The sequence below is a fragment of the Halosimplex litoreum genome, from assembly GCF_016065055.1.
In the GTDB taxonomy this organism is placed as follows: domain Archaea; phylum Halobacteriota; class Halobacteria; order Halobacteriales; family Haloarculaceae; genus Halosimplex; species Halosimplex litoreum.
Genome location: NZ_CP065856.1, coordinates 679,083 through 699,479, shown reverse-complemented (window position 1 = coordinate 699,479; position 20,397 = coordinate 679,083). Strand labels below are relative to the sequence as shown.

Genomic DNA, 20,397 nt, shown 5'->3' with positions numbered 1-20,397 from the left:
CCATGGAGATCACCGAGGACGTGCGGGCCCTGGTCGAGGACACCGAGCTGCCGCGCCGACTGAAAGACGACGTCTACGAGCGGCTCGAATCCCGCGGTGACCTGACGCTCGAACAGGTCGACGACATCGCGAAGGCGGTCGAGAGCAAGTACGTCGACACGCGCGTCGACCCGCTCGACCCCGTCGGGACTGTCAGCGCCCAGTCCATCGGGGAACCGGGGACGCAGATGTCCGTGCCGTACGACGAACGAGTCGTCGTCCGGCGCAGCGGCGAGACCGACGTGACGGAGATCGGGTCGCTCGTCGACGGCCTCGCGGCAGTCCGTGAGACGACAGACGTGGAGGGCCACGAGGTCATCTCGGCACCCGAGGGCATGGAAGTGCTCTCGCTCCGCGCCGACGAACGCGTCGAATGGAAGCCGCTGGAGCAGGTGAGCCGCCACGACGCACCAGACGAACTGCTTCGGTTCGACCTGGAATCCGGTCGCGACATCCGGGCGACGAAGTCCCACTCGTTCGTGACCCGGCGGGACAACGAAGTCGTCCCCGTCGCGGGCGACGAACTCGAAGCGGGCGATTGGCTGCCGGTCGTCCGCTCGTACGACGGCGACGGACCGGACACCGTCGATCTTCGCGAACACCTCCCTGGGGACGAGTACTGGTACACGTCGACGCTGACCGACGGCGGAGCGGTCGCCGAGCAACCCGGAGGATCCGACCAGATCCGCAACAAGCGCGCCGCGCTCGAAGACGGGGAGCTGGACGAGAACGCGGTCTACCCCGTTCAGGGAACGACCGGTCTGCCGGAGCGGTTCCCGCTCGACCGGGAGACCGGCTTCTTCGTCGGTGCCTTCCTCGCGGAGGGGAACGGTACCGACTACTACGTCTCCGTGTCGAACGTCGACGAGACGTTCCAGGAGCGTGTCCGGTCGTTCGCCGACCGGTTCGACCTCTCGACCAACGAGTACGACAACGAGAGCGGGTTCGCTGACGGCCACGATATCCGCGTCAACGGCAAGGTTCTCGCTGACTTCCTGCACGCGGCTTGCTACGACAACGGCGAGAAGACCGTTCCCGACTTCGCGTTCGGGGCGCCGCGCTCGTTCGTCCGAGGACTGCTCTCGGGGTACTTCAGCGGCGACGGAAACGTCTCCGAGAACGCCGTCCGAGCGAGTTCGACCTCGCGGCACCTGACCGAAGGCGTCGCACTCCTGCTCGGTCGGTTCGACGTGTACGCGACCTTCGGCGAGCAGGACGAGTCGACGACGCTTCGGATCCCGACCAAGTACGTACCTGCGTTCGCGGAGCGGGTCGAAATGGTCGGCGAGCGCGGCGACGAACTCGACGCGGTCGCAGAGACGGTCGACACCGACGGTCCGGACGCGACGGATCAGATCCCCAATTTCGGCGATTCGCTCGTCGAGGCCGCTTCGGACGCCGGTATCCCGTCGCGACAGGTCAACAGCGCCCACCAGCGCCAGCGTATCGGGCGCAACCGCCTCTCGAAGCTCGTGGCCGAGATGGACGCGGAACTCGACGACGAGTCGGGCGACCTGGCCGCGCTCGAACGCGCGGTCGACGGCGACGTGGTCTGGGAACGGATCGAGTCAATCGAGACCGTCGAACCGGACCACGAGTACGTCTACGACTTCTCGGTGTCGGGGCTGGAGACGTTCACGACCGCACAGGGCGTCGTGACCCACAACACGATGAACACCTTCCACTACGCGGGGGTCGCGGAGATCGACGTGACCCAGGGGCTGCCCCGGCTCATCGAGCTGGTGGACGCCCGGAAGGAGCCCGACACTCCGATGATGACGATCCATCTGGAGGACGAGTACGCCGAGCAGCGCGAACGCGCGCACGAGGTCGTCTGGGGGATCGAGTCGACGAAGATCCTCCAGCTGGGGGACGTGTCGACGAACGTCGCCGACATGCTCGTCCAGGTCGACCTCAACGAGGACACCCTCGAGGAGCGGTGGCCGACCGCCGACAACCTCGAATCGGTCGTCACCGACATCGCCTCGACCATCGAGTCGAAGCTGGGCGTCGAGGTGCAGACGCCGGCGCCGACGGTGGTCCAGTTCGGTCCGGACGAGCCCAGCTACCGCGACCTGCTGCAGCTGGTCGAGGAGCTGCGCGACATCGTCTTCAAGGGGATCGAAGAGGTCTCCCGGGTCGTCATCCGGAAAGAGGAGACCGACGAGGGCGAGGAGTTCGTCCTCTACACCGAGGGGTCGGCCCTGGGCGACGTGCTCGGGCTCGACGGGGTGGACGCCTCGCGGACGACGTGTAACAATATCCACGAGATCCACCGCCAGCTCGGTATCGAGGCCGCCCGGGAAGCGATCATCAACGAGACGATGAACACGCTCGAAGAGCAGGGGCTCGACGACGTGAACATCCGTCACCTGATGCTCGTCGCCGACATCATGACCAACCGCGGGAGCATCGAGTCGATCGGTCGCCACGGCATCTCGGGCAACAAGGAGTCCGTCCTGGCGCGTGCGGCGTTCGAGGTGACGGTCAACCACCTGCTCGACGCCGCCATCCACGGCGAGGTCGACGACCTCAACGGCGTGACCGAGAACGTCATCGTCGGCAAGCCGATCAAGCTGGGCACCGGCGACGTTGACCTCCGGATGGCGCCGGGCCGGGGCGACGGCGCCGAAGAGGCAGACTGACGGTGCGATACGCATGACCGTCACTCTCTCGGACGAGGCGATGCGGCTGATCACGCTGTTCGAGGACGAGACCGGTGCGACGGCCCGGGACTGCGTCGTCGACGAGGAGTACGACCGGCTGGTCTTCCTCGTCGCCGCCGGCGAGATGGGCGAGGCCATCGGCCCGGGCGGCCAGCACGTCCAGTCGCTCGAAGGGCAGCTCGACCGGGAGATCAAGCTCGTCGAGGACGCGCCGACGGCGGAGGACTTCGTCGCCAGCGCCCTGTCGCCAGCGGCGGTGTACAACGTCACCATCAGCGAGAACGACTCCACCGTCGCCTACGCCGAGGTGGCCGACGAGGACCGCGGCGCCGCTATCGGCAAAGGCGGCCGCAACATCGACGCCGCCCGTGAACTCGCCGCCCGCCACTTCGACGTCGACGAGATCGAACTGACGTAGGGCGGTCGGACCAGACTTCGACTTCTCGTTTCGGACTTTCGGCTGGCGATCTCCGACTTATCTGGCTCGCGTTTCGACGACAGGACGTCACCCGTTTCGGACGGCGCCGTCCGTCCGGACGGTAGCCGGTTGCCGGCTCCCGGCAGTCGTCTCGCTGTCTGTGGCGTTGCCGATCCGGAGCGTCCAGACAGCGAAGTATTCGAGTCGCCCGTCGGTTCGGAACTCCCGGTCACCGAGCTGGTCGCCGATGACGCGGCGCTGAGAGCGGTTCGTCCGCCACCGCGAGATCAGCAGCCAGACCTGGTCGCCCCGTGCGTGCCGTTCCGCGACGACGTCCCCGATGGTGTCGAGCTCACTCGTCTGGACGGCGGTAGCCGACTCCTCGCCGGCGACGTGGACGGCGGGGTAGAACCGCTCGGGCACGTTCCCGCCGACGACGACGATGTGCGGGTCGTCGCCGTGTCGCTCGACGCCCTCGACCGCGTCCTCCCACTGGGGGTTCTGTGGCGAGCCCTGGAGCGCGACGACGGAGCCGGCCATCGCCAGCAGGAGCAGCCCCGCGACGGCGAAACGGCCGACGCCGAGGTTCGTCCAGCGGAGTTCGGCGATCCCGCGGGCGACGAGGAGGAACAGTCCGATCGACGCCGCGGCGGTGTACTTCGCCCGGTAGATCGGTTCGACCGTCAGCGAGACGGCGAACGGGACCACGACCGGGACGACGAGGACGACCAGCAGGAACGTCGTCCGCCGCGACGGGAGCAGTCGGTCGAGTCGTCCGGTCGGGAACTCGTCGGGGTCGGTATCGCTGACCAGTGCCCAGCCGGCGAGCGCGAGCGAGGCGGCGATGAACCCTATCGCCCACGAGTCCCACAGCCAGCCGTACTCGAAGTAGCGGGCGACGGTGTCGACGAGCAGCCCCGGCTCGGGAACGGGGATCCAGGTGGGCGAGGCGGTGTCGAACGGCGGATAGCCCAGCAGCCGCATCCCGAGCACGGCCAGAAACGGGCCGAGCAGCAGCGCCGTCACGGCCTGGGTCCCGACCCAGTTCCGGAGGAGTTCGACCGCCTGCGACCGCTCGACTCGGAGGGCGTGTATCGCCAGATAGCAGTTCTGGGCGAGAACCAGGAACAGGCCGAAGACGTGCGTGTAGCCGAGCAACACCGTCGTCGCGACGTAGCCGGCGGCGGTTCGTCGCGAGCGGTCGCCGTCGAACACGAGGCGGACGTACCAGTACAGCGAGGCGACCGCCAGCGCGGTGTACAGCGAGTACATCCGCGTGTCCTGGGAGAAGTAGAGGTGCATTCCCGACAGCGCGAGCATCGCCGCCGCGACGGTCGCGGTCTCGCGGTCGTAGAGGCGCCGTCCGAGCGCGAACAGCAACCCGACGGCCGCGACGCCGAAGACGACCGACAGCGCTCGGGTCGCGACCGTGCTCGCGCCGAAGACCGCGGTCCACCCGCGAAGCAGCAGGTAGTACAGCGGCGGATGCGGGTCCTCGAGGGGCAGTTCCGTCAGTATCGCCAGCGTCGAGCGCTCGGTCGCGTACGTGATCGAGTACACTTCGTCCATCCAGAGGCTCTCGGCCGTCAGCGCGCGGAGACGGACCACCAGCGCGACCACGAGGACCACACCCAGCAGCGCGGCCGACTCCAGGTCGTCCACTCGCTCCGTCACGCCGTCGGGGAGTGTCGACGCCACCGTATCTGTCACACTCATGTCACCGCCATACTATCGGGCGGTAATAAATTATGGTGGAAGAACCAGTCGTAGAACGGTCACGATTGGGGCGCCGTGGGTCGCCGGTGAGGTCCGCTACTCACCGATCCGTCGCAGTCGCGGCTGCACGTCGGTCTCTATCGCGTCGACCACGTCGGCGACCAGCGACGGGCGGAACGTCCAGAAGCCGCTGTAGGTGCCGGGGGCGTCCTCGCGTGCGACGAGCGCGCCGCCGCCTCGGTCGGTGTCGACGGCGACGAGCCAGTACTCACCGATCACGTCGCCGTCGTCGTCGGCGTGGACGGTCAATCCGTCGGCAGCCGGTGGCCGCCAGTCGGGCACGCCGTAGAGGTTTGCGTCGACACCCCGTTCGGCGAGCGTGAGGTACGTGTCCAGCGTGTGGCGCTTGTCACGCAACCGGGAGAGCTGTTGGAACCCGGCGTGGACAGCGCCCTCGCTGGCGGCGAGTGCCCGCTGTTCGATGTGACGGGAGACGCCGACCATCGGCGTCACCGTCTCGCCGGTGACCGTGTACACTCGGTTGTCCAGTCTGGCGAGGAACTGCCTGATACCGGTGACTTCCGTCTCTGTCAGCGGTCCCGTCTCGGGCCCCTCGTCCGACGGGTCGGTCGCGTGCGGTCCGCCATCGGCGTCGGCGGGCGGGCCGGTTCCGACGCCGGGATCGAAGAGATACGTGTGGAGGTCGGCGATGTCGACTGCACCCAGACAGCGGTCGCCGTCGGTGGCCAACAGCGCCCCGGTGGGAAGCGCCGAGTCGTCGACGTGGCTCACGTCGGAGAAGTTGAACCGATCGAAATACGCCACCACGTCGTCGAGTGGTGCGCCCTCGGTGGCGTTGACCGCGACGAGCTCGCGGCGTTCGCCGGCGAGGTCGTCGATGACCGCGTCGAGCGGGCGAGACATACCGTGCATGGAACGCCCAGCGGTATAAGACCCGGTGTGGTCCGGACTGTCGCCGGCTTCGCCGGCGACCCGAACTGATGGAACCGGTGTCGACGGGTCACGTGGGACCGTCACAGGCCACGCGCCGAAAGAGGACGCTTAAGTACCTCCGTCGGGTACCCACGGCCACTATGGCGAACGGCAAATACGCCGCCCGCAAACTGAAGAAGGACCGCCAACAGCATCGGTGGTCCGACTCCGACTACGCGCGTCGCGAGCGGGGTCTCGGACAGAAGTCCGACCCGCTCGAGGGCGCGCCGCAGGGACGTGGCATCGTCCTGGAGAAGGTCGGTATCGAAGCGAAACAGCCCAACTCCGCGATCCGCAAATGCGTGCGGGTCCAGCTCATCAAGAACGGGAAGCAGGTCACCGCGTTCTGTCCCGGTGACGGCGCCATCTCCTTTATCGACGAGCACGACGAGGTCACCATCGCCGGTATCGGCGGCGCGAAGGGCCGCGCGATGGGCGACCTCTCGGGTGTCAACTACAAGGTCGAGAAGGTCAACGGCGTCTCGATGATCGAACTCGTTCGCGGCAACGCGGAGAAACCGGTCCGATAACCATGAGTGCTGACGACGAAGCGCCCGAACCGGACGCCCCGGCCGGGACAGACGACGAGGACGCGCCCGCCAAGCTCTTCGGCGAGTGGGAGGTCACCGACATCGACTACGCCGACCCCTCGACCGAGCGGTACATCACCGTCACGCCCATCGCCCACACGATGGGTCGCCACGCCGGCAAGCAGTTCCAGAAGTCGGAGATCAGCATCGTCGAGCGGCTGATCAACCGTCTCATGCAGACCGAAGAGAACACCGGCGACAAGCAGAAGGTCATGCGCATCACGCGCGACGCCTTCGACATCGTCCACGAGCGCACCGACGAGAACCCCGTGCAGGTCCTCGTCTCCGCCGTGGAGAACAGCGCGCCCCGCGAGGAGACCGTTCGCCTGAAGTATGGTGGCATCTCCGTCCCGAAGGCCGTCGACGTCGCGCCCCAGCGCCGCGTCGACCAGGCCCTGAAGTTCATCGCCGAGGGCGTCTACAACGACTCGTTCAAGACGCCGACCGACGCCGAGGAGGCGCTGGCCAACCAGCTCGCCTCCGCCGCCAACGACGACGTCTCCGCCTACGCCGTCAACCAGAAAGAGGAGAAGGAACGCGTCGCCGCCGCCGCCCGGTAATCTCTCTCCGCTTTTCCGTCTTCGTTCGGTCGTGAGCCGTGGCTGTCCCCGGAGTCGAAGTGCGCAAGCGCTAACACGTCCCCGTTCGCACCGTCGGCCGTGGTCCCCCTCCAGTCTGGCGGCTCCGCGGAGTTGCTGACTATCTTCCTGTTCGCGACCGTCTTGTCGGTTCCCGTGGTGCTTCTCGTCGGCGTCTTCCTGAAGCGCGCCTTCCGTCGGGACCGGGAGATCGACGAACTGCAGGAGCGCGTCGAGGAGTTAGAGTCCGAGAGTGAGTGAACGGTCGTGATCGACGAGCGTTTTCGCGCGCTGGAGAAGCGACCCCACTCGACAGCAGGCGATGAAAGCCCTCGACCCGCTCGCTAGGAGCCGCAGTGACCGCACTCGACCGCGGGCGATGAAAGCCCTCGACCCGCTCGCTAGGAGCCGCAGTGACCGCACTCGACCGCGGGCGATGAAAGCCCTCGACCCGCTCGCTAGGAGCCGCAGTGACCGCACTCGACCGCGGGCGATGAAAGCCCTCGACCCGCTCGCTAGGAGCCGCAGTGACCGCACTCGACAGCAGGCGATGAAAGCCCTCGACCCGCTCGCGGTCGCTGAGCGACATATCCGCGCTCTCCACACAGCCCGCGCGGATAGGGGTCGCTCAGACGACTACACTGGACGCGAGCGCGTCTCGCCCTTTCAGTCCACCAGGAACCGCACCGCACCCGCCCCGCGACAGCACCCGCCCCGCACAGCACGGCAGATGGCCTCGAACCTCCCCAGCCTCTTGCGCTTCTCGGCCTGCGGCCTGCGATGCTCATCCCTCGCACGGCTACGTCGCGCGGCTCTCACGAGAGTTCGAGCACGCGCGACAGCGCGCGCCACCGCAGTCGGTTCTCTCTCGGTTTCCGTTCAGATCCCCATCTCGTTGCGGAGGAACAGACCGGTGGATTTCAGATAGGAGGGACGGCTGATCCGGTCGCGTTCGTCGTCGGTGAGTTCGAAGTCGAAGATCTCGATGTTCTGGGCGAGATGGTCGCGAGAGGTGGTCTTGGGGATGGTGGCGACGTTCTCGAAGCCGGTGACCCAGCGGAGCGCGACCTGAACCGGGGTCTTGTCGTAGCGCTCGCCGATCTCGGCGAGGACGGGGTCGTCGAGGAGGCCGCCGTGGGCGAGCGGGCTGTAGGCGGTCAACATGGTATCGACCTTCTGGCAGTACTCCCGCAGCGCCCCGTGGGTGTAGAAGGGGTGAAAGCGCACTTGGTCGGCGAGGATGGGGATGGTCGATTTCTCGCGGGCGCGGCGGAGTCGCCAGCGGCGGAAGTTGCTGACGCCGGCGTGGCTGATCAGGCCGTCGTCGCGCAACTCCGCCATGCCGCGGGCGGTGTCGCGGAAGGAGACCAGGGGATTGGGCCAGTGGAGCAGGAGCAGATCGACGTAGCCGACGCCGAGGCGGTCGAAGCTCTCCTCGGTACTCTCGACGACGTCGTCGCGGCGGGCGTTGCCCGGCGTGACCTTGGTGGTGATCCACACGTCGTCGCGGTCCACGTCGGAGTCGGCGAGGGCGCGGCCGACCTCCTGTTCGTTCTCGTAGAGCTGGGCGGTGTCGATGTGGCGGTAGCCGAGTTCGAGGGCGGCCGAGACCGTCTCGTAGCACTCCTCGCCGGTGAGCTGCCACGTCCCGAGGCCGACGGCGGGGATATCGGCACCCTGGACGGTGACGTGTTCCATGAGCCGACTGCGAACTGCCGGGAGGTAAATCCCCGGTTGGCGGCGGACGCGACCGGCGGCGGACGCGACCGGCGGCGGACGCGACCGGTACCGACCGTCCGACCTCGTCTACCAGTGGCTATTTACCGGTTGACGGTGCAGGGAGGAGCATGGCAGAGGAGTACGAATCGGTCGAGCTGGTGGGTGACGAGACGGTGCGGAACCTGGCGGGGGCGGCGGTGTTGGCGGCGCTGACGGCGGCGCTCGCGCAGCTATCTATCCCGATCCCCAGCGTCGGGGTGCCGTTCTCGCTGCAGCCGTTCGGTCCCTTCTTCGCTGGCCTGCTGCTCGGGCCGCTGTGGGGCGGGTTCGCGATGGCGCTGTACCTCGCCGCTGGGACGGCCGGAGCGCCGGTGTTCTCCAACGGCGCGGCGGGGATCGGCCACTTCGCGGGGCGGACCGGCGGCTTCCTCGTCGGGTTCGCGCTGTCGGCGGTCGTCGTGGGCGCGGTCGCCCATCGCGGGACCGAGGCGCGGCCGCTGTCGGAACTATCGACGGCGGTGGAACTGCTGGCGGTGTTCGCCGGCCTGGCCGTCGTCTACGCCGTCGGCGTGCCGTGGATGGCCGAGGTACTGGGAATCTCCGTCGGCGCGGCGGCCGGGATCATGGCACCGTTCGCCGTGCCGGACGTGGTGAAAGTGTTCGTCACGGTCGCCGTCGTCGAGGGCGGCGCCGTCGCGCTCCGGGAATGATCGAGACCGACGGACTCGTCCACCGCTACGACGAGACCGCGGCCGTCGACGACGTCTCGCTCACGATCGACGACGGCGAGGCCGTCGCGGTCGTCGGCGCCAACGGCAGCGGCAAGACGACGCTCGTTCGCCACTTCGACGCGCTGCTGGAGCCCGACGAGGGGAGCGTCCGCGTGGACGGTCGGGACGTGACCGAGGAGCCGGTGTACGCTCGGACGCGCGTGGGGATGGTGTTCCAGAACCCCCGCGACCAGTTCGTCGCTGGCACGGTCGGCGCCGACGTGGCGTTCGGCCCGGAGAACCTCGGGCTCGATCGGACCGAGATCGACCGGCGGGTCGACGAGGCGCTGGCGGCGGTCGAGATGGCCGGCCGCGGCGACGAGCGGATCGACCGCCTCTCCGGCGGCGAACAGGCGAGGGTCGCCGTCGCGGGCGCGCTGGCGATGGAGCCCGACCACCTCGTGCTGGACGAGCCGCTGGTCGGCCTCGACCGTTCGACCTGCGAGTCGGTGCTCGAACACCTGCGGTCGCTGAGCGCCTCGGGGACCGGACTCGTCGTCGTCACCCACGACCTTCGCGACGTGGTCGATCTGGTCGACCGCGTCGTCGGGATGGGCGACGGCCGCGTGGTGCTGGACGCCGAGACCGAGCGGGCGCTGGATCGACTGGACGAAGCGGGCGTTCGCGACCCGCGATGCTGACGTACGAGCCGGGCGACTCGCTCGCCCACGGGCTCGACCCGCGGGCGAAACTCGCCGTCCAGTTCGGCCTCGCGGTCGCGGTGGTCGCCTACCCGACCGCCCGCGGGTTCGCCGTCGGTGGGGCGGTTGCTCTGGCCGCGCTGGCCGCGGGTCGGCTCTCGCCACTGCGGGTGGTTCGCGCCTACTGGGCGGTCTTCCTGTTCCTCGCGGTCGGGCCGCTGGTCGGCGGCGTGGCGCTGGGCGACCCGTGGTTCCGGGTCGGGCCGGCGGTCGAGTCGTTGCGGTCGGTAGCACGGGTCGTCCCGGTCGTCTTCGTCGGTGCGGTCTACGTGCGGACGACGCCCGTCCGCGAGACGCGGGCGGCGATCCAGCGGCTCGTTCCGGGGAGAGTCGGTCGGCTGTTCGGCGTCGGCGTCGGGCTCGTGTTCCGGCTGTTCCCGGTCGTGCTGGCTGACCTGCGAGCGACCCGGCGGGCGGTCCACGCCAGGGCGGGACGACGCCGGCCGCTCCGGGACCGTGTCCGGCGCATCCTCACGCGTGGCCTCCAGCGGTCGTTCCTGCGGGCCGACCGACTGACGCTGGCGCTGCGGGCGCGGTGTTTCGCCTGGAATCCCACTCTACCGAGCCTGGCCTTCCGACGGCGGGACTATCCGGTGGCCGCGCTGGGTGCGGCGCTGGCGGCTTCGCCGTTGCTCGCACTGCTCCCCTGACGGTCGTCGGTCACGCCGTCGATTCGAGCACTGAGACTATCGCGCAGTTGCCGAAGCCGCCGACGTTGCAGGCGACGGCGGTGTCGGCGTCGACCTGGCGCTCGCCCGCCCTGTCGGTCAGTTGCTCGAAACACTCGACGACTTGCGCGATGCCCGATGCGGCTATCGGGTGGCCTTTCGACTTGAGGCCGCCGGAGGTGTTGACCGGCAGCCGACCGTCCCGGGCGGTCTCGCCCCCTTCGGCCAGCCGCCAGGCCGTCCCGCGGTCGGCGAATCCGAGCGCTTCGAGCTGAAGGAGTTCGAGGATCGTGAACATGTCGTGGACCTCCAGCAGGTCGACGTCGCCGGGCGCGACCCCGGCCTGCTCGAAGGCTCGCTCGCCGGCTTCTTCGACTGCGCCGAGCGTGGTCAGGTCCGGGCGCTCGTGGACGACGTGGGTGTCGGTCGCCCCCGCGACCCCGGCGAGGGTTGCGTGCGGGAGGCCGCGCTCGCGCGCCCACGACCGGGAGGTGACGAGGACGGCCGCGGCGCCGTCCGAGATGGGACAGAAGTCGTACAGCCGGAGCGGGTCGGCGACGATCGGCGAGTCCAGCACGGTCTCCACGTCGACGGCCGTCCGGAGGTGGGCCTTCGGGTTGGCCAGTCCGTGGCGGTGGTTCTTGACCGCGACGCGAGCCAGCGCCGCCCGGGGCGCGTCGAACCGATCGAGGTAGCGACGGGCGGTCATCCCGGCGAAGGCGGGGACGGTGACACCGTGGCGGTGGGCGGCGGGGTGGGTGACCGCCGAGACGCGGTCGGTGACGACTTCGGTGGGGGCGTGGGTCATCTTCTCGGCGCCGACCACGAGCGCACAGTCGTAGGCGCCCGCGCGGACGGCCCGGGCTGCGGCGTGGACACCGGCGGCGCCCGCGGCCGAGGTCTGCTCGATGCAGGTTGCGTAGGCGGGCACGAGCCCGAGGTCGCCCGCCAGTCGTCCGGCGAGCCCCTGTCCGCCGTCGTAGCTGCCGCCCGATTCGGTGACGTAACAGCCGTCGACGGCGGTGGGATCCACGCCCGCCTCTCTGAGACAGCCGGTCGCTGCCTCGACGAGCAGGCCGAACAGCCGCTCGTCGCGCTCGCCAAAGCGCGTCATCGCGGCGCCGGCGACGGCGACCTCGCGGTCGGCTGGACCGTCGCTCGCGGGTGGGGTCGCGCCGCTCATCGGGTCTCCAGAACGACGGCCCCGGTCGTCCGGCGGTCGGCGACGTAGCGGTGGGCGTCGGCCGCCGCGGCCAGCGGGAACGTCCGATCGACGTGGATCTCGACCGCGCCGGCCGCGATCCGCTCGCGTACGTCGGCCATCGCGCCGAACACGCGAGCGGGTTCGCGGTCGGCCGCCTCGCCGAGGTGGTAGCCGACGACGCTCCGGTTCTCGAACAGCAGGCGAGTCGTCGAGACGCTGGGCACCTCGCCGCTGGCGACACCGTAGGTGACGACCCGGCCGCCCGGTGCCAGCACGTTCAGGCTCGCCTCGAAGGCGCCCCCGCCGACTCCGTCGAGTACGAGATCGACGCCTGCGCCGCCGGTGTGCGCCTCGACGGCGTCGGCCAGGTCGACGTCCGCGTAGGCGATGGCGCGGTCGGCGCCGAGACTCCGTGCGAACGCCCGTTTCTCGGCCGTGCTCGCCGTCGCGAGCACCGCAGCGCCGGCGCTGTCGGCCAGCTGGACCGCGGCCGACCCGACACCACCCGCGCCCGCGAGGACGAGCACGCGGTCGTCGCCGGCGAGGCCGCCCCACTCGAGCAGCGCGTTGTGGGCCGTGAGCCACTGGATCGGGACGGCCGCGGCCTCGACCAGCGAGAGCGCGTCGGGCACACGGAAGGTCCGCCCTGGGTCGGCGGTCACGCGCTCGGCGTACCCGCCCCGACGGACGTAGGCCATCACCCGGTCCCCGACGGCGAAGTCGGCCTCCGCGTCCGCTTCGGCTACGCGGCCGGCGACCTCGATCCCGGGCGTGTAGGGCGGCTTCGGTCCGCCGGGATACGCGCCGCGACGCTTGGCGAGGTCGGCGAAGTTGACCCCGGCGGCCGCCACGTCGACGAGGAAATCGTCCGGACCGCGTTCGGGATCCGGTCGAGCGGCCGTCGAGAGCACCGACGGACCGCCAGATTCGTCAACCTGGATTGAGTTCATGGTTGACGGACTCCCGAGTCGCTGATAAAACGCCCGGAGCCAAGCGACCGAGCCGGGGTCGGTCACGCCCGGGGGTCCGGTCGCACCGTCTCGGGTCCCGGAAGATTCATTCCGGTCGGGTAATAGGAATCGGACATGCAAAGCGATCCGACGGACCGCGTCGCGGCCGCTCGGGGACGGTCGCGCCGACGGTTCCTCGCCCTGACCGCCGCCGGCGTCGCCGGCCTGGCGGGTTGTTCGACCGAGACCGCGACGCCGACCGACGGCGGCAGCGACCCGGGCGACGGGAACGACGACGGCGACGGCGGTTCGGACGGCAGCGACGGGTCGGACGGCGACACGGGGGGCGAGTCGACCGGTGACACGACCACTCCGGAGTCGGTCCTCGGCCGTCCGCTCGAGTCGTGGTCCGGCTACGACCCCGAGTGGGCGCCGCCGACGAGTTCGCCGCTCGACGCGACGCTCCGCACCGAGGTCCTCGTGGAGAACCTGGAGGTCCCGTGGGACATCGCGTTCGCCCCCGACGGGGACATGTTCGTCACCGAACGCGTCGGACGCGTGCTGCGGTTCGACGGCGAGACCGTCAGTACCGTCGCCGAGCCGACCGAGGCCATCGACGCCGGCTCGATCGAACCGGGCTCGGACGAGCGGCCCTGGTGGGTCGAGGGCGGCGAAGGCGGCACCCTCGGCGTCGCCGTCCATCCGACGTTCCCCGACCCCGCGCGCATCTACGTCTACTACACCTACACGACCACGGAGGGCGGCGAACGAACGAAATACAACAAGGTGGCCGCCTTCGACGTCGATTCGGAGACTCCGGGCGAGCCGGTCGGGACGGTCGTCGACGGCATCCCGGCGAACAGCTACCACAACGGCGGGCGGATCACCTTCGGCCCGCGCAACTACCTCTGGGTCACCTGCGGCGACGGCGGCCAGCCCGACGACGCTCAGGACCCGAGCAGCCTCGCCGGGAAGATCCTCCGGGTGACGCCCGCGGGCGATCCCGCGCCCGGGAACCCCGACCTCGGCGACGGCGCCGACCCGCGCGTGTTCACCTACGGCCACCGCAACCCCCAGGGGATCGTCTGGCTGCCCGACGGCACGCCGGTCAATTCCGAACACGGTCCCACGGGTCGCGACGAGATCAATCGCCTCGTGCCCGGCGACAACTACAGCTGGAACGAGGTGTTCGAGCCCGAGGACTACCCCGGGAGCGGTTTCCACCCGCCGCTGTTCAACACCGGCGCCACGAGCTTCGCTCCCACGGGGTCGCTGTTCTACACCGGCGATTCGGTCCCCGCACTGCGCAACCGGATGGTCACCGGCGGGCTCGTCAGCCAGCAGCTGATCATCACGACGCTCACCCCGGAGGGGAGGACGCTCCCGCCGGCCGAGAACGCCTACGCGCAGGTGACCGACGACTGGTCGGACCAGGCCTACACCGCGACGGTCCACACGACGATGAAAAACGAACTCGGGCGCGTCCGTCACGTCGAACAGTCGCCCGACGGCGACGTCTACGTCATCACCTCCAACCGCGACGGCCGCGCGAAGGGCGAGTTCCCCCGCGAGCGGGACGACGTGCTGGTGCGGCTGACGCAGGCGTAGACCGTTCGCCGGCGATCCGTTCCGTTCGCCGTCGCTTCCTTTCCCGGTCAGTCCGCCGCTCGTTCGCTGCCGGTCGCGTAGGCGCGAGTCACGTCCACCAGCGCCTTCCGGTACTCGCTGTCGTCGGGGTCGCGTACCAGATTTCGGAACCGCCGGGTGAACGCCGCCACGTCGATCTCCGGTGCGTCCTGTGCGGCCGCGTGCGCCAGGTCGTAGATCCGGTGGTCGTCGTCGACGAGATCGTGGCGTTCGACCAGTCCGAGCGCGAACGCGGCGTTGACGGCAGTGATGTCCGGGTCGGCCGCGGGAGTGAGGCGGTCCCAAGCCGGGCGATCACGGGGTCGGTCCGCGACGGCCGCCGCGAGACTGGATTCGAGGAAGGCGACCAGCTTGTCGGCCGGGGCGACCTCCAGCCACACGTCGTCGGCGTAGATGTCCTTCATGTGGTTGGCGATCTGGTAACAGTGAGTGAGCTTGCGCCGCTCGACGGAGCGACCCGCGAGCGCGAGGAAGATGACCTCCTCCATCGACTGGGTGTGAGAGGGATGGTCCCGTTCGTAGTGGTGCATGTGGGCGAACTCGTGGAGCGCGAGTTCCCGCGCCATCGCCGACGTGGCCGCCTGCCGGGAGATGACGAACAGGTGACTCTCCTCGTCGTGGCTCACGCGTGTCCGTTCGTCCGGGTCTTCGCGGATCTCGACGGTGACCGGTCGCTTCAGCGTCCGTTCGGTCTCGAACAGGTCGCGCGCCCCCAGAATCGGCCCGTCCGGGCCGGGGCCGCGCACTCGCACGTCCATACGCACGTAGGCAAGGGTTACTGGGGCATGACTCTTGCGGGCACTTCACGTGACCGCCGCCCGACTCTCCGGGGCCGGTGGCCGGGATCGGTCTAATAGGTGGAGACGAGACCGTCCACCGACCTCGTTCGTCGCTGGTCGAACGCGTCGGTTCCGGCCTCAGGTCGGATTACTCCGCGCCGTGGGCCGGAACGAAACCGCACCCGGTACAGCCGTTGTGCTTGGTCGTCTGGTAGCTCAGTTCTGTCCCACATTCGGGACATTTGTAGCGGGCTTCGCTCATCATCAGCCCGTTTCATTCGACAATGGATATATTTTACTACGACAAGCGTCGAATTATTCACGGCTGCCGACGCCATCGAGACAGCTGTCCCCGCACACGGAAACACCGCCAGACGGCTCCCTGCCGGTCACCGTCTGACGAGCCTCCGTGTTCGCGTGTCGATGACACGGTCACACGGAAACAGCACCCTTTTGACGCCCCCATTGATAGAAGGCCGTATAATGGGCCGACGTAAGAAAATCGTACAGGAATGCGAGACACTGATGGACAAGCCGGAGCAGATCCGGAATATCGCCATCGCGGCGCACGTCGACCACGGGAAGACGACGCTGACGGACAACCTGCTCGCCGGTGCGGGCATGATCTCCGACGAGACCGCGGGCGAGCAGCTCGCGATGGACACCGAGGAGGACGAGCAGGAACGCGGTATCACCATCGACGCGGCGAACGTCTCGATGACCCACGAGTACGAGGACACGAACCACCTCATCAACCTCATCGACACGCCGGGCCACGTCGACTTCGGCGGTGACGTGACCCGCGCGATGCGCGCCGTCGACGGCGCGCTCGTGGTCGTCGACGCGGTCGAGGGCGCGATGCCCCAGACCGAGACCGTCCTGCGACAGGCGCTCCGTGAGGGCGTCAAGCCGACCCTGTTCATCAACAAGGTCGACCGCCTGATCTCCGAGCTTCAGGAGGGCCCCGAGGAGATGCAAGAGCGTCTGCTCGACGTCATCCGCGACGTGAACGAGCTCATCCGCGGCATGACCGAGGAGATGGACGACATCGACGAGGACTGGACGGTCTCCGTCGAGGAGGGGACCGTCGGCTTCGGCTCGGCGCTGTACAAGTGGGGCGTCTCGATGCCCTCCATGCAGCGGACGGGCATGGACTTCGGCGAGATCATGGAGCTCGAACGCGCGGACAAGCGCCAGGAGCTCCACGACCGGACGCCGCTCTCGGACGTCGTGCTCGACATGGTCTGTGAGCACTTCCCGAACCCCATCGACGCCCAGCCCCGTCGTATCCCGCGTATCTGGCGCGGCGACGCCGAGTCCGACGTGGCCGAGACGATGCAGCTGGTCGACGAGGACGGCGAGGTCGTCCTGATGGTCACCGACATCGGGATCGACCCCCACGCCGGCGAGATCGCCGCCGGCCGCGTCTTCTCGGGTACCATCGAGAAAGGCCAGGAGCTGTACGTCTCCGGGACCGCCGGCAGGAACCGCATCCAGTCGGTCGGCATCTACATGGGCGGCGAGCGCCAGGAAGTCGACCGCGTCCCCGCCGGTAACATCGCCGCCGTCACCGGCCTGCGCGACGCAATCGCAGGTTCGACCGTCTCGTCCATCGAGATGACGCCCTTCGAGTCCATCGAACACATCTCGGAGCCGGTCATCACGAAGTCCGTCGAGGCACAGAACATGGACGACCTGCCGAAGCTGATCGAGACGCTCCAGCAGGTCGCCAAGGAGGACCCGACCATCCAGATCGAGATCAACGAGGACACCGGCGAACACCTCATCTCCGGCCAGGGTGAGCTCCACCTCGAAGTCATCGGTCAGCGTATCGAGCGCAACCAGGGCATCCCGATCAACACCGGCGAACCGATCGTCGTCTTCCGTGAAGCGCCCCAGGGCGACTCGCGCGAGGTCGAGGGCATCTCCCCGAACCGCCACAACCGCTTCTACATCACCGTGACGCCGCTCGGCGAGGACATCGTCGAGGCCATCCAGCACGGCGAGGCCTCCATGGACATGCCCGAGCTGGAACGCCGCGAGGCGCTCCAGGAGGCCGGCATGGACAAGGACACCTCCCAGAACGTCGAGCACATCCACAACACCAACGTCATCATCGACGACACGAAGGGGATTCAGCACCTCAACGAGACGATGGAGCTGGTCCTCGAAGGGATGGAAGAGGCGCTCAACGACGGGCCGCTGGCCGCCGAGCCGGTCCAGGGCTCGCTCATCCGCCTCCACGACGCGCGCCTCCACGAGGACGCCATCCACCGCGGCCCGGCCCAGGTCATCCCGGCGACCCGCCAGGCCATCCACAACGCCCTCATCGACGCCGAAGTCCGCCTGCTGGAGCCGATCCAGGAGGTCCGCATCGACGTGCCCAACGACCACATGGGTGCCGCCTCCGGCGAGATCCAGGGTCGTCGTGGCCGCGTCGACGACATGTATCAGGAAGGCGATCTGATGGTCGTCGAGGGCGTCGCGCCCGTCGACGAGATGATCGGCTTCTCCAGCGACATCCGCAGCGCCACGGAAGGTCGCGCCTCTTGGAACACCGAGAACGCCGGCTTCCAGGTCATGGCCGACAACCTCCAGCGCGAGACCATCATGGAGATCCGCGAGCGCAAGGGCATGAAGCAGGAGCTCCACGAAGCGATCACCTACTTCTAAATCATCTAGTTTCTATCTTTTTGCCGTCCGAGTTTCCTCGCGAGCCGGAGGCTCGCTGCGGGGACAGCGTGGCGGCGCCGCCGCCACGTCATTCGGTCGCGGGCGTGCCCGCGACCCGCCGAACGGCAAAAACATGGGTGAAAAAGCCGGAATCCCGTTTCACTCGATTCCGGTGAACCGCGCTCGCTCCGCTCGCGCGGACGTTGCCTTCGTCTCCTCGCCGGCTCGGCGGCTCTCGGCAGGAACACTCCGCCGTCGTCGACCTACTCGTCTCTCTCGCGGGCCTTCGAGGCCGCGGTGTTGACCGCGTCTTTCACCTGGCTCTCGTCGACCCTGTCGGTGCGCTCGCTGACCTCCTTCGCCACTCTGTCGTCGTGTTTCTCGGCCAGACCGAGGAGCTTCTTGAGTTTCGAGAGCGTCCCCATGTCCTCGGATCGCGGCTCGCGACGAAAGAGAATTGCGTCGGCGTCCGCGAGCGGTCCCGGTTCACTCGACCAGGTCGCGATAGATCGCGCGGTAGTCGTCGCTCCCGTCGACGCGCTCGTCGTAGCGCACGACGCCGTCGGCGAGGACGGTCAGCCGGTCAAGCGAGGGACCGAAGGCGTCGAGGTGGTGGGTCGAGACCACCACGGTTCGGTCACCCTCGCAGTAGTCGGCGACGAACCCCACGACGCGTTCGCGGGCGGCGTCGTCGAGTTCGTCCAGCGGTTCGTCGAGCAGGACGAATCCAGGTCGGCGGACGAACGCCAGCGCCACGTCGAGCAGGCGCTGGTAGCCGCCCGAGAGGTCCGCGGCGACGCGTGAGCGGACCTCGTCCAGTTCGAGGCCCGACCGGACCTCGGCGAGCCAATCGTCGTCGGTGTCACCCATCGCGGCGAAGACGTGCAGGTTCTCGTCGACGGTCAGGTCGGGGTAGACGCTCGGCGTCTGGAAGCCACAACCGATCCGACCGTCCGGACGAGTGATCGTCCCCGCCGTCGGCCGGTCGAGACCGAGCACGAGTGCGAGTAGTGTCGACTTTCCGGAACCGTTGGGGCCGACCAGCGCGTGCAGGTCGCCCGAGTCGATCCGCAGGTCGACGCCCGCGAGCGCGGTGACGCCGTCGTAGCGCCTGACCACGCCGTCGAGTCGTATCTCGCGGTCGGGGTCTCGCGTCCCGTCTCCAGCGCGGTCCCGCTCCCCGCTCGCGGCGCGGTCAGCCATCGCGACCCCTCCGTTCGTAGGCGACGACGCTCGCCGCGAGCCAACAACCCGCCGCGACGGCGACGCCGCCGAGCAGGAGCAGTCGGTCGGCGAACAGGGCGACCGAGAGGTCCTTCAGCGCGACCGCACGGACGACGACCGTCGCGTGGTACACCGGGCTCCAGCCGGCGATGGTCCGGCGGACCGCCGAGAAGAAGCCGGTCGGGTAGACGGGGTTCGAGAAGGCGACGACCCCGGCCAGAAGCGCGACGTTGACGAACCGGCCGGCGACGGAGAAGCGGGTCGCGAAGGTGACGCCGAGGCTCACCGCGACGAGCGCCGCGCCCGTCAGTCCGACGACGCCGAGCGTTGCGGGGTCGACGACCGAGACGCGATAGCCGAGCGCGACGCCGGCGAGGGTCATACTCGCGACCGCGGCGGCGCCGAGCGCGGCGAACAACGCGGCCTTCGCGGCGAGCAGCGCCCACAGCGACGACTCGACGCGCACGCGGTCGAACACCCGCCGCTCGCGGGCCAGGTGGTAGGGGACGTAGGTGAATGCGTAGATGGCGAGCAGGTAGACGAGTCCGGTCGCGAAGAGGAACTCCGGGAGGGTCCGCTGGGCGCCGACGATCTCTCGTTGGACGGTGACGGTCGAGGGAAACACGCCCGCGCGGTCGCGGAGCGTCCCCGTCACCGCCAGCGACGGGTCGACGTAGGTCACCATCCCGCCGTCGACGGCCAGCGAGAGGGTGACGTTCGCACCCGACTCGTAGAGGCCGTGACCGACGGTGACGACGCCGTACACGCGCTCGCGGTCGAGTGCGGTCCGCGCGGCCTCGGCCGAGTCGTACGCCCGCGGGTCCGAGACCGTCCGCGCGAGGCCGGCGACGGCCTGCAGTTCGTCTTCGGTCACGGCGTCGTCGGTCGGCACGACCGCGACCGGTACGTCCTGGGGAACGGTTCGGTCGAAGGAGGTCGTGGCGACGCCGAACAGCGCGGGCGCGAGCAGGAAGACGACGGCGACGGCTCGCCAGTTGCGGCGGAGCCAGAACAGTTCCTTCCGGAGGAGCGGTGCGTCCATTCGAAAACAGTGTGGCGGGG

The 20,397-nt window shown here is 68.9% G+C and carries 19 protein-coding genes; 10 read left to right on the top strand and 9 right to left on the bottom strand.

Features of this window, described 5'->3' with window-relative positions:
- Positions 1 to 2 precede the first annotated feature (2 nt).
- Together I7X12_RS03460 and I7X12_RS03455 are read left to right on the top strand one after the other, a co-directional pair.
- Positions 3 to 2,684, top strand: a complete 2,682-nt coding sequence (locus tag I7X12_RS03460) for a DNA-directed RNA polymerase subunit A'' (protein WP_198062486.1) — start codon at positions 3 to 5, stop codon at positions 2,682 to 2,684.
- Between the two features lie 13 nt (positions 2,685 to 2,697).
- A complete protein-coding gene (locus I7X12_RS03455) occupies positions 2,698 to 3,123 on the top strand; it encodes a NusA-like transcription termination signal-binding factor (RefSeq protein ID WP_198062485.1) in 426 nt (141 codons plus the stop codon).
- An 87-nt stretch (positions 3,124 to 3,210) separates the two neighbouring features.
- Here the strand turns inward: I7X12_RS03455 and I7X12_RS03450 are convergent, their stop codons facing one another.
- Together I7X12_RS03450 and I7X12_RS03445 are read right to left on the bottom strand one after the other, a co-directional pair.
- Positions 3,211 to 4,839: a glycosyltransferase family 39 protein gene (locus I7X12_RS03450; protein WP_198062484.1), complete on the bottom strand. Its 1,629-nt coding sequence runs from the start codon at positions 4,837 to 4,839 to the stop codon at positions 3,211 to 3,213.
- A 96-nt stretch (positions 4,840 to 4,935) separates the two neighbouring features.
- Entirely contained in the window at positions 4,936 to 5,763 is an 828-nt protein-coding gene (locus I7X12_RS03445; protein ID WP_198062483.1) for a DICT sensory domain-containing protein, read from the bottom strand.
- 170 nt (positions 5,764 to 5,933) lie between these two features.
- Between I7X12_RS03445 and I7X12_RS03440 the strand changes: the two genes are divergently transcribed.
- The 3 genes from I7X12_RS03440 (at position 5,934) to I7X12_RS03430 (ending at position 7,261) form a co-directional block, all read left to right on the top strand.
- Positions 5,934 to 6,362, top strand: a complete 429-nt coding sequence (locus I7X12_RS03440) for a 30S ribosomal protein S12 (protein ID WP_006885266.1) — start codon at positions 5,934 to 5,936, stop codon at positions 6,360 to 6,362.
- 2 nt (positions 6,363 to 6,364) lie between these two features.
- Positions 6,365 to 6,982, top strand: a complete 618-nt coding sequence (locus I7X12_RS03435; RefSeq protein ID WP_198062482.1) for a 30S ribosomal protein S7 — start codon at positions 6,365 to 6,367, stop codon at positions 6,980 to 6,982.
- A gap of 99 nt (positions 6,983 to 7,081) precedes the next feature.
- Positions 7,082 to 7,261 carry a hypothetical protein gene (locus tag I7X12_RS03430; RefSeq protein WP_198062481.1) on the top strand — a complete coding sequence of 60 codons (180 nt, stop codon included), beginning with the start codon at positions 7,082 to 7,084 and terminating at the stop codon, positions 7,259 to 7,261.
- Between the two features lie 618 nt (positions 7,262 to 7,879).
- Here the strand turns inward: I7X12_RS03430 and I7X12_RS03425 are convergent.
- On the bottom strand, positions 7,880 to 8,698 hold the full coding sequence (locus tag I7X12_RS03425) for an aldo/keto reductase (protein ID WP_198062480.1): 819 nt from the start codon (positions 8,696 to 8,698) through the stop codon (positions 7,880 to 7,882).
- 149 nt (positions 8,699 to 8,847) lie between these two features.
- Here I7X12_RS03425 and I7X12_RS03420 point away from each other — a divergent pair, with 149 nt between their 5' ends.
- From I7X12_RS03420 to I7X12_RS03410, 3 genes are read left to right on the top strand one after another with little or no spacing between them, the layout of a single operon-like run.
- Positions 8,848 to 9,429: a biotin transporter BioY gene (locus I7X12_RS03420; RefSeq protein WP_198062479.1), complete on the top strand. Its 582-nt coding sequence runs from the start codon at positions 8,848 to 8,850 to the stop codon at positions 9,427 to 9,429.
- Positions 9,426 to 10,130, top strand: coding sequence for an energy-coupling factor ABC transporter ATP-binding protein (locus tag I7X12_RS03415; protein ID WP_198062478.1), 705 nt, complete (start codon positions 9,426 to 9,428; stop codon positions 10,128 to 10,130). The genes I7X12_RS03420 and I7X12_RS03415 overlap by 4 nt, the downstream gene beginning before the upstream one ends.
- Positions 10,124 to 10,840 carry an energy-coupling factor transporter transmembrane component T family protein gene (locus tag I7X12_RS03410; RefSeq protein ID WP_198062477.1) on the top strand — a complete coding sequence of 239 codons (717 nt, stop codon included), beginning with the start codon at positions 10,124 to 10,126 and terminating at the stop codon, positions 10,838 to 10,840. The genes I7X12_RS03415 and I7X12_RS03410 overlap by 7 nt, the downstream gene beginning before the upstream one ends.
- Positions 10,841 to 10,850: 10 nt before the next feature.
- Here I7X12_RS03410 and I7X12_RS03405 read toward each other — a convergent pair whose 3' ends face one another.
- Together I7X12_RS03405 and I7X12_RS03400 are read right to left on the bottom strand one after the other, a co-directional pair.
- Positions 10,851 to 12,041 carry a thiolase family protein gene (locus I7X12_RS03405; RefSeq protein WP_198062476.1) on the bottom strand — a complete coding sequence of 397 codons (1,191 nt, stop codon included), beginning with the start codon at positions 12,039 to 12,041 and terminating at the stop codon, positions 10,851 to 10,853.
- The gene (locus tag I7X12_RS03400) at positions 12,038 to 13,012 is read right to left on the bottom strand and encodes a quinone oxidoreductase family protein (protein WP_198062475.1); all 975 of its coding nucleotides are present in this window, start codon (positions 13,010 to 13,012) and stop codon (positions 12,038 to 12,040) included. Before I7X12_RS03400 ends, I7X12_RS03405 begins: the two co-directional genes overlap by 4 nt.
- Before the next feature lie 135 nt (positions 13,013 to 13,147).
- Here I7X12_RS03400 and I7X12_RS03395 point away from each other — a divergent pair, with 135 nt between their 5' ends.
- Positions 13,148 to 14,620, top strand: a complete 1,473-nt coding sequence (locus I7X12_RS03395; RefSeq protein ID WP_198062474.1) for a PQQ-dependent sugar dehydrogenase — start codon at positions 13,148 to 13,150, stop codon at positions 14,618 to 14,620.
- Between the two features lie 47 nt (positions 14,621 to 14,667).
- Here I7X12_RS03395 and I7X12_RS03390 read toward each other — a convergent pair whose 3' ends face one another.
- The gene (locus tag I7X12_RS03390; protein WP_198062473.1) at positions 14,668 to 15,417 is read right to left on the bottom strand and encodes a DUF5781 family protein; all 750 of its coding nucleotides are present in this window, start codon (positions 15,415 to 15,417) and stop codon (positions 14,668 to 14,670) included.
- Positions 15,418 to 15,921: 504 nt separating this feature from the next.
- Between I7X12_RS03390 and I7X12_RS03385 the strand changes: the two genes are divergently transcribed.
- Positions 15,922 to 18,111 carry an elongation factor EF-2 gene (locus I7X12_RS03385; RefSeq protein ID WP_198062472.1) on the top strand — a complete coding sequence of 730 codons (2,190 nt, stop codon included), beginning with the start codon at positions 15,922 to 15,924 and terminating at the stop codon, positions 18,109 to 18,111.
- Positions 18,112 to 18,374: 263 nt separating this feature from the next.
- On the opposite strand, the gene I7X12_RS03380 is transcribed toward I7X12_RS03385, so the two are convergent.
- From I7X12_RS03380 to I7X12_RS03370, 3 genes are all read right to left on the bottom strand, one after another.
- Complete coding sequence (locus tag I7X12_RS03380; RefSeq protein ID WP_198062471.1) at positions 18,375 to 18,536, bottom strand: hypothetical protein; 162 nt, start codon at positions 18,534 to 18,536, stop codon at positions 18,375 to 18,377.
- A 61-nt stretch (positions 18,537 to 18,597) separates the two neighbouring features.
- Positions 18,598 to 19,314 (bottom strand): ATP-binding cassette domain-containing protein, encoded by a 717-nt coding sequence (locus I7X12_RS03375; protein WP_198062470.1) that lies wholly within the window; start codon positions 19,312 to 19,314, stop codon positions 18,598 to 18,600.
- The gene (locus tag I7X12_RS03370) at positions 19,307 to 20,377 is read right to left on the bottom strand and encodes an ABC transporter permease (protein ID WP_198062469.1); all 1,071 of its coding nucleotides are present in this window, start codon (positions 20,375 to 20,377) and stop codon (positions 19,307 to 19,309) included. The genes I7X12_RS03375 and I7X12_RS03370 overlap by 8 nt, the downstream gene beginning before the upstream one ends.
- Between the last annotated feature and the right edge of the window lie 20 nt (positions 20,378 to 20,397).

Bases quoted from the DNA above. Each gene is read 5' to 3' on its own strand.
- I7X12_RS03460 (WP_198062486.1), top strand. From the start codon at position 3: ATGGAGATCACCGAGGACGTGCGGGCCCTGGTCGAGGACACCGAGCTG.
- I7X12_RS03455 (WP_198062485.1), top strand. From the start codon at position 2,698: ATGACCGTCACTCTCTCGGACGAGGCGATGCGGCTGATCACGCTGTTC.
- I7X12_RS03450 (WP_198062484.1), bottom strand. From the start codon at position 4,839: ATGAGTGTGACAGATACGGTGGCGTCGACACTCCCCGACGGCGTGACG.
- I7X12_RS03445 (WP_198062483.1), bottom strand. From the start codon at position 5,763: ATGTCTCGCCCGCTCGACGCGGTCATCGACGACCTCGCCGGCGAACGC.
- I7X12_RS03440 (WP_006885266.1), top strand. From the start codon at position 5,934: ATGGCGAACGGCAAATACGCCGCCCGCAAACTGAAGAAGGACCGCCAA.
- I7X12_RS03435 (WP_198062482.1), top strand. From the start codon at position 6,365: ATGAGTGCTGACGACGAAGCGCCCGAACCGGACGCCCCGGCCGGGACA.
- I7X12_RS03425 (WP_198062480.1), bottom strand. From the start codon at position 8,698: ATGGAACACGTCACCGTCCAGGGTGCCGATATCCCCGCCGTCGGCCTC.
- I7X12_RS03420 (WP_198062479.1), top strand. From the start codon at position 8,848: ATGGCAGAGGAGTACGAATCGGTCGAGCTGGTGGGTGACGAGACGGTG.
- I7X12_RS03415 (WP_198062478.1), top strand. From the start codon at position 9,426: ATGATCGAGACCGACGGACTCGTCCACCGCTACGACGAGACCGCGGCC.
- I7X12_RS03410 (WP_198062477.1), top strand. From the start codon at position 10,124: ATGCTGACGTACGAGCCGGGCGACTCGCTCGCCCACGGGCTCGACCCG.
- I7X12_RS03405 (WP_198062476.1), bottom strand. From the start codon at position 12,041: ATGAGCGGCGCGACCCCACCCGCGAGCGACGGTCCAGCCGACCGCGAG.
- I7X12_RS03400 (WP_198062475.1), bottom strand. From the start codon at position 13,012: ATGAACTCAATCCAGGTTGACGAATCTGGCGGTCCGTCGGTGCTCTCG.
- I7X12_RS03395 (WP_198062474.1), top strand. From the start codon at position 13,148: ATGCAAAGCGATCCGACGGACCGCGTCGCGGCCGCTCGGGGACGGTCG.
- I7X12_RS03390 (WP_198062473.1), bottom strand. From the start codon at position 15,417: ATGGACGTGCGAGTGCGCGGCCCCGGCCCGGACGGGCCGATTCTGGGG.
- I7X12_RS03385 (WP_198062472.1), top strand. From the start codon at position 15,922: ATGGGCCGACGTAAGAAAATCGTACAGGAATGCGAGACACTGATGGAC.
- I7X12_RS03380 (WP_198062471.1), bottom strand. From the start codon at position 18,536: ATGGGGACGCTCTCGAAACTCAAGAAGCTCCTCGGTCTGGCCGAGAAA.
- I7X12_RS03375 (WP_198062470.1), bottom strand. From the start codon at position 19,314: ATGGCTGACCGCGCCGCGAGCGGGGAGCGGGACCGCGCTGGAGACGGG.
- I7X12_RS03370 (WP_198062469.1), bottom strand. From the start codon at position 20,377: ATGGACGCACCGCTCCTCCGGAAGGAACTGTTCTGGCTCCGCCGCAAC.